The sequence below is a fragment of the Sporichthyaceae bacterium genome (assembly GCA_036493475.1).
Classification (GTDB): domain Bacteria; phylum Actinomycetota; class Actinomycetes; order Sporichthyales; family Sporichthyaceae; genus DASQPJ01.
Window position 1 is genome coordinate 20,314 of record DASXPS010000011.1, and the last position, 15,403, is coordinate 35,716.

A 15,403-nucleotide genomic window follows, 5' to 3' on the forward strand; every position below is an offset into this window, starting at 1 on the left:
GACCAACCGGGATGTTGTGCACACATCGCTCACCAATGCGGACTTAGATGGAGCCCGATGAGCGACGGGGGGCCGATCAATCCGCCGGGGGAGACCCCGGATGTCGGGGTCCCGGCGGAGCTCGCCGCGCACATGACGGTGCCCGAGCAGCACGAGTGGGTTACCCGGTTCCTGCGGGAGCGACCGGTCAGCCGACGCAGCGCGCTGACGCTCGCGGCCGGGGCGCTGACCGCGCTCGGCGCCGGGGCGGTGCTCGCCGAATGGGGCGGCCGGGCGGTCGGGTCCACGCCGCCGCCGTTCGTCGGGCGCCGGCTGTCCTTCGGCAACGACCCGCGTACCCAGATGGCACTCGCCGTCGAGTTGACCCAACCCCCGCGGGACGGGCTGGTGCTCGACCTCGGCGTCGACCACACCTACGGCCGCGCGCTGCCGGTGGAGATCCGGCACCTCCTCAGCTCGGTGCCACAGAACGACGGCACGATTCGCGCGGCCGAGCAGTGGTACGTGCACGCCCTGGCCGAAGGCCTGGAACCCGGTCGGGCATACCACTACCGCTTCCGGATGCCCGGCGGCGCGGTTACCCCCAACGCGGTGTTCCACACCGCCCCGGCCGGCCGGGAACAGTTCAGCTTCACCGCGTTCGGCGACCAGGGCGTGGACGAGATCGAGGGCGTACCCCATTGGTTCAGCAACCGCTACAAGTACGCGGACACCCGCCGGGCCGCGAACCCGGCGCTCACCCTGACCCGGATGGTCGCCGCGCGCAAACCCGCGTTCCACCTGTTGGCCGGGGACATTTGTTACCCCGGCTCGGACGGCCGCCCGGTGCGCAACAACGCCCCGACGAACCCGCTGCGCGGTTTCGACAACTACGACCCCACGATCTGGACCCGGTACTTCGCGACCATCGGTCGCAGCGCCGCGACCACCCCGTGGATGTTCGCCACCGGCAACCACGAGGTGGAAGCGCTCTACGACGACAACACGTCGGGCGGCGCCACGCACGGCTACGGCGGACATGCGGCGCGGTTGGACCTGCCGACCAACGGCCCGCGTGGGTGCCCGTCGGTCTACTCCTTCCGTTACGGCAACGTGGGTTTCGTCAGCATGGACACCAACGACCTGACCCACGAGAGCCGGGCCACCGTCGGGTACAGCCAGGGCGCGCAGCCCGCGTGGTTGCGCGGCACGCTGTATCAGCTACGGGCGGATCCGCAGATCGACTTCATCGTGGTGTTCTTCCACCACTGCGCGTACTCCACCGCCATCGGGCACGGCTCGGACGACGGGGTGCGCTCGCAGGTGGCCCCGATGTTCGACGAGTTCTCCGTCGATCTGGCCGTGCAGGCGCACAACCACTGCTGGGAACGGACCGATCCGATCCGGGGCGGGCATCCTACGGTGACCGCGCCGAACGGCTCCACCGTGCGGCCGGCGACCGACGGGACCACGTACATCTGCGCGGGCTCCGGCGGTCGGGGTCGGTCGGCCTGGCCGATGGGCATCACCGACCGCTATCCCGGCTTGGTCGGGGTCGACAGCGGAACCGAGGTGACGTCCACCCTGCGCCTGGTCGGCGCGGCGACCGTGCCGGAGACGGTGGGCTGGTCCCGGGCCCGGTACTCCGGGTACGCGATGCTCGCGGTTGATGTGGTGCCCGGTGCGCCCGGTTTCGAGTCGACCATGACGGTCCGCACCATCAGCGACCGCGGTGAGCGGTTGGACACGGTGACGCTTGTTCGCCGCGCATCCTCCTGAATTTTCCCACGTAAACGGGTCCTCGGTCGCAAGATGGACTCGATGAAGAGGAGCCAGGGGCGGCACGCGAGGAACCCGCGCGGACAGACGCCCGACGTCGGCGTCCCGCCGGAGCTCGCCGATAACCTGACGGTTGCCGAACAGCACGACTGGATTCGGCGGTTCCTTTCCGAACGACCGGTCAGCCGGCGCGCCGCGCTGCGCGGCGCCGGGGTGGTGACCGCATTGGGTATGGCGCCCTGGCTCGCCGCGAACCGTGATTCGTTCGGCGGCCACGGGTTGCCGCCGTTTCTCGGGCGACGACTCTCCTTCGGGTCGGACCCGCGCACGCAGATGGCCATGGCCGCCGAGTTGACCGCTCCGCCCCGGGCGGCGGTGCTGGTCGACCTCGGCACCGACACCGGCTACGGCCACACCCTGACCGCCGAGGTGCGGCACTTGGTCAGCGCGGTGCCGCAACGGGACGGGTCCATCCGGACCGCGGAACAGTTCTTCGTGCACGCCCTCGCCGATGACCTGGAACCCAGCGTGGCCTACCACTACCGGTTCCGGCTGCCCGGCGGGGGCGTCACGCCGGATGCCGTGTTCAGCACCGCGCCGGCCACTGCGGGGCGGTTCAGCTTCACCGCCTTTGGTGACCAGGGCGTGGACGACAACGGCGGCGTGCCGGCGATTTTCGCCAACAGATACGCGATCCAGGACACCCGACGGACCGCGCACCCGGCCGCGTCACTGATTCGACTGGTCGCGGCCCGCCGGCCCACATTCCATGTGCTGGCCGGCGACATCTGTTACCCCGGCGCGGACGGGGAGCCGGTCCGGAACAACGCGCCCGGAAAAGCCGGCGCGGGCTTCGACAACTACGACCCGACGGTGTGGACCCGCTATTTCGCCGGCATCGAGATCAGTTCCGCCACCACGCCCTGGATGTTCGGGACCGGCAACCACGATGTGGAAGCGCTCTACGACGACAACCGGGCCGGTGGGGCCACCCACGGTTACGGCGGGCACGCCGCCCGCCTGGACCTGCCGACGAACGGGCCGCGTGGCTGCCCGTCGGTGTATTCGTTCCGGTACGGCAATGTCGGATTTCTCAGCCTGGACAGCAACGACCTGACCTTCGAGACCCGGGCCAATGCCGGCTACAGCCGGGGCACCCAGGTCGCCTGGGCGCGCCACACCCTCGCCGCCTTCCGCAAGGACCCGTTGGTGGATTTCATCGTGGTCTTCTTTCACCACTGCGCCTACGCCACCGCCAGAGGCCACGGTTCGGATGACGGGGTGCGCACCCGATTGGCCCCGCTGTTCGACGAGTTCTCCGTCGACCTCGCGGTGCAGGCCCACAACCACAGTTGGGAACGGACCGACCCGATCCGGGCCGGCCGATGCACAGTGGCCGCGCCGAACGGGGCGACCGTGCGGCCGTTGACGGACGGGACCACCTACATCTGCGCGGGTTCTGGAGGTCGGGGGAGGTCCTCCTGGCCCGACGGCACGGCCGATCGTTATCCCGGCCAGGTCAGTGCCGACAGCGCGGCACCGGTGAAAGCGAGCCTGCGGATGAAGGGCGGCGAGGCCGTTCCGGAGACGGTGCCCTGGTCCCGGGCTCGCTACGGGGACTACGCGATGCTCGCCGTCGACGTGGTGCCCGCAGTGCCCGGCTTCGAGTCCACCATGACGATCCGCACCATCAGCGACCGCGGCGAACTGCTCGACACCATCACCCTCGCCCGGACCGCCCGGCTTCTGGGCATCGGGGTCCCGCTGCTGTAGCTGACGCTGCGTCAACCAGACGAAAGACCACCCATCCCAGAACCACGCCACCCACGAACACAGTTGCAACGGGTGTTGCGACGACCCCCTGAAGCCAAGCCCGGAATGTCGTCACTCTGATTGCAACTGTGCCCCCGGGTGGTGCGCTCCACCGGGGCGGGCCCTATTCGATCTTGTTCGGCCGAATTGGATCATGAATTGAAGATCTTCTGACTGATCCTCAGCGTCCTAATTCGCCGTATTTGGCTTTACCGCGTGCGCGCCGGCTCCCATCGGCTGAGAAGAAACTTAACGACGCGCGCGAACGCGTAATGTCAGCGACCGATCACGAACGGTATTTCCGCAGGTCAGGCGGTGTGATCGGGCCACGAAATTGGTCCCGGTCGGCGTGAGAAATGCACAACTCGGACGTGCGAAATGTCCTATCGCAAAGCCGCGGGAAAGCCCGTCCGATGTGCCTGTGCAAAGGCAGTGAACACACGCAGAATCAACGCACACGTCCGCTCCGAAACCCGCCAAGAATCGAGGAGCCATGGACGCAGACATCAACGTCCGCCGTGCCGGCGGTGTGGCCGTTGCGGTGTTACACGGGGACTACGACCTCGATAACTCCGCGGCGCTGCATACGGAACTGCTCGACGTCCTGCGCTCCCGACCGTCGGGCATCGTCCTGGACCTCTCCGAGGTCGCCTTCTGTGACCTGACCTGCTTGCGCACCATGGCGGGCATCGGTCATCGGGCCGCCGCCGTCGGTGCCTGGGTGCGGGTGGCCGGGGCATCGGCGATGGTGCGTCGCATGCTCGAGGTCACCGGCATGTCCGCCTCGCTGCCTGCATTCCCGGACGTCGAACTGGCGCTGCGCGGTTCCCGGATCCGTCCGATGTTGCCCGGTGGACGTGTGGTGAGCGTCCCGGCGGGCTCGGACACCCGCGTCACCGGCCGCGCGAATTCCCTCTCTGCCGCTCCGACCCCGACCGAGGTGTGACGACGTGAGCCTGGCTGTCGCCTGCTGCATGCCGCTGGTGATGATGGCGTTGATGTTCTTCTTGGCCGACATCGAGGACAAGCACTTGACGGCACGATCGCCGGTGGCCGCACCGACGCCGGCTCCGGTCGAGGCCGAGGCGCCGCAGCCCACCGAATACGCGTAACGCGTCTAGGGCAGCTCGATGCCCAGCCGCAGGCCGTCCAGCGTGGCGGGGCACGGGCACTTCCGTTCGACGGGCATCGCCGCGATCACCGCGAACAGCAGGTCGCGTAGCCGTCCGACGTTCTCCGCGAAGATCGCGAACACCTCGGCCATGGTCACCCCGGCACCGGTCTCGATGCCCGCGTCCAGGTCGGTGACCAGCGCCAGTTGGGTGTAGCACAGCGCCAGTTCCCGGGCCAGCGCCGCCTCGGGCTGCCCGGTCATGCCGATGATCGAGGCCCCGGAGGCGGCGTACCACTGCGACTCCGCGCGGCTGGAGAACCGCGGTCCCTCGATGACGACCAGCGTGCCGTCGTCGAAGGGCTCCCAGCCCGCCGTGCGCGCACAGTGCGCGGCCACCGCACGGCCGTCCGGGCAGTACGGGTCGGCGAACGAGACGTGGATGACCCCGGCCGGTGGACCGTCGTAATAGGTGCCCGCCCGTCCCGAGGTGCGGTCCATCACCTGATCGGGGATCACCAGCGCGCCGATCGGCCGATCGTGGCGTAGCGACCCCACCGCGCATGGCGCCAGCACCTGGCCCACCCCGAGCATGCGCAGCGCCCACAGGTTCGCCCGGTACGGAATGCGGTGCGGCGGCCAGCGGTGGTCGCGGCCGTGGCGGGGCAGAAAGGCCACCCGGCGCCCGGCCACCTCGCCGAGCACGATCGGGTCCGACGGCGCCCCGAAGGGGGTGTCCACCTCGACGGTCTCGGCGTCGGGCAAGAACTCGTAGAGCCCCGAACCGCCGATGACGCCGATCTCGGCGCGCGGAAGTGCCACGGCGTGACCCTAGCGGCGGGCTGTCGCGGAAATCAGGCCGCCGGCTCCGCGGCGCTCTTCTTGGCGGGTTCGGTCGACGGCTTCGATTCACTCGACGACGACTCGGATTTGGCCGATGCGTCGGGGGAGGAACTCTTGGACCGGCTGTCATTGCGGTAGAACCCGGAGCCCTTGAACACCACGCCCACCGCGGAGAAGACCTTGCGCAGCTTGCCGGCGCAGGCCGGGCACTCGGTCAGCGCATTGTCGGTGAACTTCTGCACGGCCTCGAACGCGTGATCACATGCCGTGCAGGCGTATTGGTAGGTGGGCAACTGTCCTCCTGTTGGCACTCGCCCCGGGCGACTGCTAATAGTAACGTCCCAACGGGCCCATTTCCTCCTTCTCAGTGCCCGGGATTCCATCCGGCCAGCCGACCCTGAGCAGCGACGGCCCGCAATCGAGCCTCGGTGGCCGCCCGCACCGCGGACGGACAGACGACCAGCAGGTCATCGCCGTGGCGCAGCACGGTGTTCGCTGCCGGCACCAGGCTGGCCCCGTCGCGCACGATCAGCGAGACCCCGGCACCACGGGGCAGGCGCAGTTCGAACACCTCCACGCCGTGCATCCGGGAGTCGGCCGGAACAGTCACGGTGAGCACGTCCGCACCCAACCGGTCCAGCGGGGCCACCTCCAGGTCCAAACCCTGAATCCGATCGGTGGTGGTCACCCGCAACCGCCCGGCCAGCCACGGCAGCGTCGCGCCCTGGACCACCGTGTAGACCACGACCAGCACGAACACGATGTCGAACAGCTGGTCGCTGTGTGGCACCTGGCGCACCACCGGGATGGTGGCCACCACGATCGGCACCGCGCCGCGCAATCCCGCCCAGGACAGGAATGCCTGCTCGCGCCAGGGCAGCCCGAACCATGACGTGGTCGAGGCCACTGAGATCGGCCGGGCCAACAGCAACAACACCAGGCCCACGCCGATCGCGGGCAGCAATTCCTCGCCCAGGTCCGACGGGGTGACCAGCAAGCCGAGCAGAACGAACAACCCGATCTGGGCCAGCCAGGCCAGTCCCTCGGCGAACCCGCGGGTCGCCGGCCCGTGCGGCAGGCCCGCGTTACCCAACACCAGCGCGGCCAGATACACCGCGAGGAAGCCACTGCAGTGCGCCAGCGACGCACCGGAGTAGGCCAGCGTGGCCATGGCCAGCACGGCGATCGGGTACAGGCCCGACGCCGGGAACGCCACGCGGCGGATCGCCATCGCGCCCAGCGCCCCGACGGCCAGTCCGATCGCGGCGCCACCGGCCAGCTCGCCGACCAGCTCCGCGCCGATGCGCGCGATATTGCCGCCGTCCAGCCGCCGGGGGTCGCACAGCGCGACCACCAGGATCACCACGGGGGCATCGTTGAATCCCGACTCGGCCTCCAGGATGCCGACCAGCCGCGCTCGCACCGGCAAGCGGCGCAGCACGGAAAACACCGCCGCGGCGTCTGTGCTGGACACGATCGCGCCGAGCAGCAACGAGGTGCGCCAGGGCAGGTCCAGCAGTTCGTGAGCGGCCCACCCGGTGATCGCGACCGAGATCCCGACCCCGACGGTGGCCAGCAGTGCGGCCGCGGGCAGTGCCGGGCGCACCGTGCGCCACGAGGTGGTCAGCCCACCCTCGGCCAGGATCACCACCAGCGCGGCGTAACCCAGGGTGCGGGTCAGTTCGTTGTCGTCGAAGGAGAAGCCGAGGCCGTCCTCGCCGAGCAGCACGCCGAGCCCGAGGTAGATCAGCAGGGTGGGCAGCCCGGTGCGGGTGGCCAGCCGCACCGCCGCGATGGCGACCAACAGCACGGCCGAGCACACCAGCAGCCAGGTGTTGAGCTGATGTACCGTCAGCGAGCTCGCGGAGATCATCGCCGGCCCAACGGCACGAATCCGTCCGGGGTCAGCGCAAGGTCGAACGGGGCGTCGTGCGCCAGATGCGGCACGGAGTCCACGATCTCATCGCCGAACACCACCACGGCCAGCAGACCGCCGGGCCGACGCAGCGCCAGCGACCGGTCGAAGTAGCCGGCACCGCGGCCCAGTCGGTTGCCGTCCCGGCCGGCCAGCAGTCCCGGCACCAACGCCACGTCGGCCTCCGACCACGCGTCTGGGCCCAATCGGGGCCCGTGCGGTTCGGTGATGCCGTGTGGTCCGCGGGTCAGCGCGTCCGCTCCGGTCCAGGCCACCCAGTCCAGGCAGCGATCGGTGCGTTGCACGGGCAGCAGGGTTTCGATGCCCGCGGCATGCAGGGCGCCCAGCAGTGGCCCGGTGCCCGGCTCGCTACGCAACGACAGGTAGAGCGCCACCCGACGAGCGGTGCGCAGCCGGGGATCGGCCATCGCCGCCGCGCACAGCGCGTCGCCGGCCGCAATCCGCTCGGCGTCCGAGCGCGCGGCGCGCCGGGTCAGCACCTCGGCACGCAACCGCGCCTTCGCCGCCTCAACCCTGTCCTCCGCCCCGGCCACAGCACCGATCCTTCCTGATCGGTGCGCTCGGGTGATGCACCCGCGCGCCGAGTAACCTGCCGCAATGAGCTCCGCGATGACCAAGGCGGTGATCCCAGCCGCCGGTCTGGGCACCAGGTTCCTGCCCGCCACCAAGGCCACGCCGAAGGAGATGCTCCCGGTCGTCGACAAGCCCGCGATCGAATACGTCGTCGAGGAGGCCGTTGCCGCCGGACTGACCGACGTCTTGATGATCACCGGGCGGAACAAGCGGCCGTTGGAGGATCACTTCGACCGCGCCTACGAACTCGAGGAGAAGCTGGCCGCGAAGGGCGACGAGCAGACGCTCTCCCGGGTGCGCGCCTCCAGCGATTTGGCCACCATGCATTACGTCCGGCAGGGCGACCCGCGGGGCCTGGGCCACGCCGTGCTCTGCGCGGCGCAGCACGTGGGCAACCAACCGTTCGCGGTGCTGCTCGGCGACGACATGATCGATCCGCGCGACCCGCTGCTGAGTCCGATGATGCAGGCTCAGCAACGGCTGGGCGGCAGCGTCATCGCGCTGATGGAGGTGCCGCCGGAGTCCATCGGGCTCTACGGCTGCGCTGCGGTCGTCCCGATCGACGATGCCGGCGACGTCGTCCGGGTCACCGATCTGGTGGAGAAGCCGGACCCGTCGGTGGCGCCGAGCAACCTGGCCATCATCGGCCGCTACGTCCTGGAACCAGCGGTATTCGAGGTGTTGCGGTGCACCCAACCCGGCCGCGGCGGGGAGATCCAACTGACCGACGCGCTGCGTTCGTTGGCGATCGGTGAAGGCGGCGGTCCGGTGCACGCGGTGATCTTCCGCGGTCGCCGGTACGACACCGGGGACCGCGGCGAGTACCTGCGCACGATCGTGCGGCTGGCCTGCGAGCGCCCCGACCTCGGCCCGGAGTTCCGCGCCTGGCTGATGGAGTTCGTCAAGAACGACATGAGCGCCTCATGAGGTCGGTCGACGAGCAGCTCGAGCGCATCCTGGCCACCCTCGAGCCGGCCGCGCCGTTGGACCTACCGCTGCTGGAGGCGCAGGGCTGCCGGTTGGCCGAGGACGTGGTTTCCACCCTCGACCTGCCGCCCTGGGACAACTCCGGAATGGACGGCTACGCGGTGCGACTGGCCGATGTGCTGGGCGCCTGCGACGAGTTCCCCGCCGAGCTCGACGTCATCGACGACATCCCGGCCGGTTCGGTGCCGGCCCGGCCGATCACCGCGGGCACCTGCGCCCGGATCATGACCGGTGCCCCGGTGCCGGACGGCGCGGAAGCGATCATCCCTGTCGAGTTCACCGACGCCGACACCCGACGGGTGATGGTGCGGTTGCAGCCCGGCGACGGCCAGCACATCCGGCGCCGGGGGAGCGACGTGCGCACCGGTGAGGTGGTGCTCCAGGCCGGCACGGAACTGGGCCCGGCCCAACTCGGGTTGCTGGCCGCGATCGGTCGGGCGGGGGCGTTGGTGCTGCCGCGTCCGCGCGCGGTGATTCTGTCCACGGGCAGCGAATTGGTGGAGCCGGGGCAGCCATTGCGAGCCGGCAGCATCCACGAGTCGAACAGCTTCCTGTTGGCTGCCGCGGCGCGCAACGCCGGCGCGGTGCCGTACCGGGTCGGACTGGTACATGACGACGAGGCCACCGTGCTGGCCACCATCGAGGAGCAATTGGTGCGCGCCGATCTGGTGATCACCTCCGGTGGGGTCAGTGCCGGCGCCTATGACGTGGTGAAGGGCGTGCTGTCCAAGCTCGGCACGGTGGAGTTCGTGGGGGTGGCCATGAATCCCGGCAAGCCGCAGGGCTTCGGGCGGATCGGCGACGTGCCGATCTTCACGCTGCCCGGAAACCCGGTCAGCACATATGTGTCGTTCGAGGTTTTCGTGCGCCCGGCGATCCGGCGACTGCGTGGCATCACGCCGGAGCGTCGACCCCTGCAGCGCGCGGTGCTCACCGAGGCGATGACCTCGCCGGCCGACAAACGTCAGTACGCCCGTGGCTGGGTGACGCCCGACGAGGACGGTGGGCTGCCCCGGGTTCGGCCGGCCGGCGGCGCCGGGTCGCACCTGCTCGGCGGGTTGGCCGGGGCGAACTGCTTCATTGTGTTCGGCGAGGACGTGACCGCGACCCCGGCCGGAGCCACCGTGACGGTCATGTTGTTGGACGGCGGGTTGGCATGAGCGAGAAGGCGTTCACGCATCTGGATGCGTCCGGCGCGGCCCGCATGGTGGATGTCTCCGCCAAGGAGGTAACGGTCCGTCAGGCCTCGGCGAGCGGTCGCGTGCTGGTCTCGTCCGAAGTGATCGCCCTGCTGCGCGGCGAGGGCGTACCCAAGGGCGACGCCCTCGCGGTAGCCCGTATCGCGGGCATCCAGGGCGTCAAGCGCACCCCGGACCTGATCCCGTTATGCCATCCGCTGGCCATCCATGGGGTTGAGGTGAATCTCGCGGTGACCGATAACGCGGTGGAGATCACCGCGACGGTACGCACCGCGGACCGCACCGGGGTGGAGATGGAGGCACTCACCGCCGTGGCGGTCGCGGGCCTCACCGTCATCGACATGGTCAAGGCCGTGGACAAGGGCGCGGTGATCACCGACGTCCGCATTGAGCAGAAGTCCGGCGGCAAGTCCGGCCACTACACCCGACCGATTGAGCGTGTCGAAGACGACGCAGTCGGCGAACACACCAGGGATGAGCGGTGACCGAACTGCCCGAGGCACCGGCGGGGGTCGGGCTGCCGCCGCGGGCCCTGGTGGTCACCGTCTCGAACCGGGCGGCGGCCGGGGTGTACGCCGATCGGGGCGGCCCCATCCTGTACGAGGGGCTGGCCGAATTGGGCTTCAGAGTGGACGGTCCCCAGGTGGTCCCGGACGGCGAACCGGTCGTGGAGGCGCTGAGCGCGGCGGTTGCGAAAGGCTACGACGTGGTACTGACCACCGGCGGCACCGGGCTGACCCCGATGGATCTGACCCCGGAGATGACCGCGCGGGTGATCGAACGCCGGGTGCCCGGCATCGCGGAGGCGATCCGGTTGAATTCGTTCACCCGGGTGCCCGCTTCGGTGTTGTCCCGCGGTCTGGCCGGAATGGCCGGGCGCACGCTGATCGTGAACCTGCCCGGTTCACCCGGCGGCTGTCGGGACGGGCTGGCCGTGCTCAGCCCGGTGCTGCGGCACGCCGTGGATCAGATCAACGGAGGCGACCACTGAATCGCGGATGGCCTGCCCGGCTTTCCGACGGGCCGGTGGTGCTGCGGCCGTTGCGGGTGCGTGACGGCGACGACTGGCGTGCACTGCGTCGCGCGAACCAGGCCTGGCTGCAGCCGTGGGAGGCGACCCGGCCGGGGGAGCTGGGCTCGGAGATGGGCTTCGCACCGATGGTGCGCCGACTGCGCGCCGAGGCCCGGGCCGGCCGCACGTTGCCGTTCGCGCTGGAGTACCAGGGCGGCTTCGTCGGCCAGCTGACGATCGCCGGGGTGACCTGGGGTTCGTTGTGCGCGGCGCACATCGGTTACTGGATCGACCAGGGCCACGCCGGCCGCGGCATCATGCCGGCCTCGGTGGCCCTGGCCACCGACCACTGTTTGCTGACCATGGGCCTGCACCGGGTGGAGATCAATATCCGGCCGGAGAACCGCAACAGCCGACGCGTGGTGGAGAAGCTCGGCTTCCGCGAAGAGGGCCTGCGGCAGCGCTTCCTGCACATCGACGGTGATTGGCGCGATCACTTGGTGTATGTGCTCACCTCCGAAGAGGCCCCCCGCGGGGTCGGCGAGCGGTGGCGGGCCACCCGCTCCTTCAACACCTGACGTTCCCCGGGGCGACACGCGCGCCAATCCGCGGAGCGGATCTTCTCCCGGCCTAGCGTGGCCCCATGAGTGGGAGTGGTCTGGTCTACGCCGCCGTGCTGGCCGCGTGGGGTGCGTATTTCGTCTCGCGATCGGTGCGTTCGGGTACGCGTGAGGTGGCCACCGCCCCGGAGGGCACCGTGCTCCGCCGCCGCGGCGCGGCCGAGTTGGCGCGGGGTGCCTACTCCGTGCTGCGCCCGCCGGTCGAGGAGCCGGCGCTGCCGCAGGTGAAGCCCCGTCAGATTGCCGGATCGGCCGGCCCGGCGCCGGCTCCCCACCGGGTCAGCCGCGCGACGGCCCGGCGCCGCCGGCGCACGGTGTCCCTGCTGCTGTTGACGCTGCTCGTCCTGGGTGCGCCGGCGATGTTCGGCGTGCTGCCGACCTGGGTGCCCGGCATTCCGGCGCTGTTGTTGCTCACCTATGTGGTCGAACTGCGGGTGCAGGCCCGCCGGGCCGCGGCCCCGCTGCTTGCCGCGCCGGTCGAGGACGGGCCCCCGGCGCGCCGCCGTGGGCGGCTGCGGAAGTCCGGCCCGGAGTTCTGGGACCCCTGGCCCTCGTTCGACCCGATCGAGCGGCCCAAGGGCGCAGCGGCCGAGCTGGCCAAGGGGTGGGAACCGCGCCCGGTCCCGCTGCCCACCTACGTGACCGCGGCCAAGGCGGACGAGGCGCCCGGCACCCGGCGCATCGACATCGCCGCCGGCCGCCCCTGGACGCCGGGCACCGAGCCGGCGGCGCAGAGCGAGCCGGATGCCGAGACCCGGCCGATGCCGTTCAAGCCCGGCGAGGTGGTCCGGGAGGCGCCGGCGGCCGAGACCGAGACCGAGACCGAGCGGGAGTTCGAACTGAAGCCCGCGGTGGGCGACTGAGGCCGCGAGCCGCTCCGGTAGCGCGGCGTCGATGACCGAGACATGGGCAGTCATCCAGCCGGCGGCTACGGCAGCAGGCCCGCGCGGCGGGCGTTGGCCACGGCCTCCATCCGGTTCTGCGCGCCCAGCTTGCGGGTGGCCGTCTTCAGGTACCCCTTGCCGGTCGCCAGCGACAACCCGAGCCGCTCCGCGACCTCCAGGTTGGTCGCCCCCGAGGCAACCTGAACGAGGACGTCCAGCTCACGCCGCGTCAGATGGACGCCGGTGTCCGCCGGCCGCTGCGGCGACCCCATGGTCGCGCCGATCTGACCGATCAGGCGGTCGATGCGGCCGGCGAGGCCGGGCTCCACGTCGTCGCGCAACAGCGCGAGTTCCGCGTGGACGTCCCGCAGGCATTGGTCACGGCGGGCGGGCTCGTAGTGGGCCGACAACAGTTCCGCGAGCCGTCGTTCCACCTCGCTGTCGATCGCGGCGCTTCGCTCCAGTTGGCGAACAGCGTCCACAGCACGGTCGAGCACTCGGTCACCCATGGCCATGGGGCGACGCAACGCGCAGTACAGGACCCCGCGGCTGCCGTCGGGCAGCTGGAAGGGCGTCCCGATCATCGCGCGTAGACCTTCCTGGCGGACCGGGCCGTCGTAGTGGTGGGTGATGCCCTTGGCGGCCGCGTAATCGGCGACCCAGACCGGCCGACCCAGCGCCAGGGCCTTGCCACCCACCCCGCGACCGGGCACGACCTCCAGGTGGCGAAGGCTGTTGGATCGTTCGCCCGCCAAGGAGGTCAGCACCATCTGGGTGCCGCCGTCATAGAGACCACCGGCGGCGAACTCCGTGCCGGTGGCCGCCAGTAGCCCGGCCACATGCGGGCGGAGATCCGGGACTCCAACCGGCCGCTGGTCGTTCGCCATTGCTGAATTCTGCCCTGATGCCTGCCGGTGTGGCTCCGTTTTGTCCGGAATTGTTCGACCGGTGCTCAGCGCACCCACCCACGGCGCCCGGTCGCAGATCCGGGCGCCGTCAGCTGTGCCGAGGGGCGGCTCGATCAGCCGCCGTTCTGCGCCAGCCACGTGTGCGCCGCGTTGACCATGACCGGGAAGTTCGCCTCGAGGATCGGGTAGTGAGAGGCACCCGGGATGGTGACGTTGGTGACCTTGGGGCTGCCGATGTACCGGTCCTGCATCTGCTGGGCCGACGGCGGCGGGAAGACCGGGTCGGCATCGCCGAAGGTGATCAGCACCGGGACGGTGATGTCGCCCAGGCGCTGCATGTCGGCGCCGATGGCGAACGGCAGGTTCATGAGCTGCCCACACGGGTCCGGCTGCATCTTCGGCGTCTTGGCGCGCACGGCCGGGGTCGCGCTCGCGAAGTAGAACTTGTCACGCGAGTCCGCGGCGAAGGTCGCATAGTCCGCACGACCGGTCAGGTCGCCACCCGCGTAGCAGCGCCTGTTCGCGTCGAACGCCTCCTGGAGCGCGTAGGGACCTGCCGAGAAGTCGCCCCAGGACTGGTTGAACACCCCGGCCGTGTCGTGGAACATGTACGCCTCGATGTTCGCGATCAGGCCGCCGACCGAGGAGCCGGAGGTGAAGACCTTCGCAAACTTGGTGGCCTTGCCGGTGCCGAGCGTGTAGTTGCCGGACTTCAGGTCCTGCACCATCTGGTGGGTCACGTCGGCCTCGGAGCCGAAGCAGGTCGACAGGCCGGGGACCGCGTCGCTCTTGCCGTAGCCCAGCCGGTCGACCGCGATGGAGACGTGTCCGCGCTTGGCCATCTCCTCGGCGTAGTTATGGCCGGCGATCGGCAGGTTGAAGTAGTCACCGGTCCAGGTGACCGCGTGCAGGTAAAGCGTCGCGGCCTTGCCGGCGGAGACGGCCTTCTTCGGCCCGATGACCAGGCCGCGGACCGTGTAGGACTTACCGTCGGCCGGGTATTCGCAGTACACGTCGGTGTGGTTGGTGTTCTTCACCGTGAACGAGATCGGAATCTTGACGACGTTGGACGTCGCCGGCGCAGCGGCGGCGGCGGACGCCGGGCCGCTGAGCAGGCCGGCCGCCGTGACAGCGGCCACCGTGGCGGCGAGCAGGGAAGGAATACGCATAGAGAGCCTCTCGGATCGATGTTCTCCGAACCTCAGCTTTTTCTTAGAAAACAGCAAGAGGTGGCGCTTTTGCAACCCCACTAAAGAGGGGAACTAGCGCAAAATCGATGTAATCCTGAGAGAAGAGCATGCTCTGCGCGCGGAGGCGGGGATTTGAACCCCTGGCCCCCTCGATGCGAAGGATCACGTCCGGGAGCTCGGACCTGTGAAGATCAGCCCGCCGCGGCGCCCGCCCGCCCGGCCCGGCCCTGGCCGTGCGGGTGCAGGAGCTGGCGGGCGATGACCACGCGTTGCACCTGGTTGGTGCCCTCGTAGATCTGGGTGATCTTGGCGTCGCGCATCATCCGCTCGACGGGGTAGTCCTTCACGTAGCCGTAGCCGCCGAGGAGCTGGACGGCGTCGGTGGTGACCTTCATGGCGACGTCGGAGGCGTAGGCCTTGGCCGCGGCACCGAAGTAGGTCAGGTCCTTGTCCTCGCGCTCGGACTTGGCCGCGGCCGCGTAGACCAGCTGGCGGGCCGCCTCGACGCCCATCGCCATGTCGGCGACCATGAACTGCAGGCCCTGGAACTCGGCGATCGCCTTGCCGAAC

Annotated in this window: 17 protein-coding genes; 10 read left to right on the forward strand and 7 right to left on the reverse strand. The window is 70.0% G+C overall.

Translation table 11 applies throughout. From position 1 onward, the window contains the following. Positions 1–57 precede the first annotated feature (57 nt). The 4 genes from VGJ14_00990 to VGJ14_01005 all read left to right on the forward strand — a co-directional run bounded on the left by VGJ14_00990 (position 58) and on the right by VGJ14_01005 (position 4,682). Positions 58–1,758: a metallophosphoesterase gene (locus tag VGJ14_00990; protein HEY2830971.1), complete on the forward strand. Its 1,701-nt coding sequence runs from the start codon at positions 58–60 to the stop codon at positions 1,756–1,758. A gap of 42 nt (positions 1,759–1,800) precedes the next feature. Next, a complete protein-coding gene (locus VGJ14_00995; GenBank protein ID HEY2830972.1) occupies positions 1,801–3,531 on the forward strand; it encodes a metallophosphoesterase in 1,731 nt (576 codons plus the stop codon). A gap of 532 nt (positions 3,532–4,063) precedes the next feature. After that, on the forward strand, positions 4,064–4,516 hold the full coding sequence (locus tag VGJ14_01000; GenBank protein ID HEY2830973.1) for an STAS domain-containing protein: 453 nt from the start codon (positions 4,064–4,066) through the stop codon (positions 4,514–4,516). 4 nt (positions 4,517–4,520) lie between these two features. After that, a complete protein-coding gene (locus VGJ14_01005) occupies positions 4,521–4,682 on the forward strand; it encodes a hypothetical protein (GenBank protein HEY2830974.1) in 162 nt (53 codons plus the stop codon). 5 nt (positions 4,683–4,687) lie between these two features. On the opposite strand, the gene VGJ14_01010 is transcribed toward VGJ14_01005, so the two are convergent. The 4 genes from VGJ14_01010 to VGJ14_01025 all read right to left on the reverse strand — a co-directional run bounded on the left by VGJ14_01010 (position 4,688) and on the right by VGJ14_01025 (position 7,993). After that, positions 4,688–5,503: an S-methyl-5'-thioadenosine phosphorylase gene (locus tag VGJ14_01010; GenBank protein ID HEY2830975.1), complete on the reverse strand. Its 816-nt coding sequence runs from the start codon at positions 5,501–5,503 to the stop codon at positions 4,688–4,690. Between the two features lie 32 nt (positions 5,504–5,535). Next, positions 5,536–5,817 (reverse strand): FmdB family zinc ribbon protein, encoded by a 282-nt coding sequence (locus VGJ14_01015; protein ID HEY2830976.1) that lies wholly within the window; start codon positions 5,815–5,817, stop codon positions 5,536–5,538. A 71-nt stretch (positions 5,818–5,888) separates the two neighbouring features. Beyond that, a complete protein-coding gene (locus tag VGJ14_01020) occupies positions 5,889–7,397 on the reverse strand; it encodes a potassium/proton antiporter (protein ID HEY2830977.1) in 1,509 nt (502 codons plus the stop codon). After that, positions 7,394–7,993: a 5-formyltetrahydrofolate cyclo-ligase gene (locus VGJ14_01025; protein HEY2830978.1), complete on the reverse strand. Its 600-nt coding sequence runs from the start codon at positions 7,991–7,993 to the stop codon at positions 7,394–7,396. The genes VGJ14_01020 and VGJ14_01025 overlap by 4 nt, the downstream gene beginning before the upstream one ends. A 64-nt stretch (positions 7,994–8,057) precedes the next feature. Here VGJ14_01025 and galU point away from each other — a divergent pair, with 64 nt between their 5' ends. The 6 genes from galU (at position 8,058) to VGJ14_01055 (ending at position 12,714) form a co-directional block, all read left to right on the forward strand. Continuing rightward, entirely contained in the window at positions 8,058–8,960 is a 903-nt protein-coding gene (gene galU / locus VGJ14_01030; protein HEY2830979.1) for a UTP--glucose-1-phosphate uridylyltransferase GalU, read from the forward strand. Beyond that, complete coding sequence (glp, locus tag VGJ14_01035) at positions 8,957–10,180, forward strand: gephyrin-like molybdotransferase Glp (protein ID HEY2830980.1); 1,224 nt, start codon at positions 8,957–8,959, stop codon at positions 10,178–10,180. Before galU ends, glp begins: the two co-directional genes overlap by 4 nt. Continuing rightward, positions 10,177–10,704: a cyclic pyranopterin monophosphate synthase MoaC gene (gene moaC, locus VGJ14_01040; GenBank protein ID HEY2830981.1), complete on the forward strand. Its 528-nt coding sequence runs from the start codon at positions 10,177–10,179 to the stop codon at positions 10,702–10,704. The genes glp and moaC overlap by 4 nt, the downstream gene beginning before the upstream one ends. Further along, a complete protein-coding gene (locus tag VGJ14_01045; GenBank protein HEY2830982.1) occupies positions 10,701–11,210 on the forward strand; it encodes a MogA/MoaB family molybdenum cofactor biosynthesis protein in 510 nt (169 codons plus the stop codon). The genes moaC and VGJ14_01045 overlap by 4 nt, the downstream gene beginning before the upstream one ends. Positions 11,211–11,245: 35 nt before the next feature. Then, positions 11,246–11,809 (forward strand): GNAT family protein, encoded by a 564-nt coding sequence (locus VGJ14_01050; GenBank protein HEY2830983.1) that lies wholly within the window; start codon positions 11,246–11,248, stop codon positions 11,807–11,809. A gap of 65 nt (positions 11,810–11,874) precedes the next feature. Beyond that, positions 11,875–12,714 carry a hypothetical protein gene (locus tag VGJ14_01055; protein ID HEY2830984.1) on the forward strand — a complete coding sequence of 280 codons (840 nt, stop codon included), beginning with the start codon at positions 11,875–11,877 and terminating at the stop codon, positions 12,712–12,714. A gap of 65 nt (positions 12,715–12,779) precedes the next feature. Here VGJ14_01055 and VGJ14_01060 read toward each other — a convergent pair whose 3' ends face one another. From VGJ14_01060 to VGJ14_01070, 3 genes are all read right to left on the reverse strand, one after another. Next, positions 12,780–13,622 (reverse strand): LuxR C-terminal-related transcriptional regulator, encoded by an 843-nt coding sequence (locus VGJ14_01060; protein ID HEY2830985.1) that lies wholly within the window; start codon positions 13,620–13,622, stop codon positions 12,780–12,782. 134 nt (positions 13,623–13,756) lie between these two features. Further along, positions 13,757–14,812 (reverse strand): alpha/beta hydrolase, encoded by a 1,056-nt coding sequence (locus VGJ14_01065; GenBank protein ID HEY2830986.1) that lies wholly within the window; start codon positions 14,810–14,812, stop codon positions 13,757–13,759. A 212-nt stretch (positions 14,813–15,024) separates the two neighbouring features. Beyond that, positions 15,025–15,403, reverse strand: a 379-nt coding sequence (locus VGJ14_01070; GenBank protein HEY2830987.1) for an acyl-CoA dehydrogenase family protein, incomplete at its 5' end; no start/stop codon positions are given.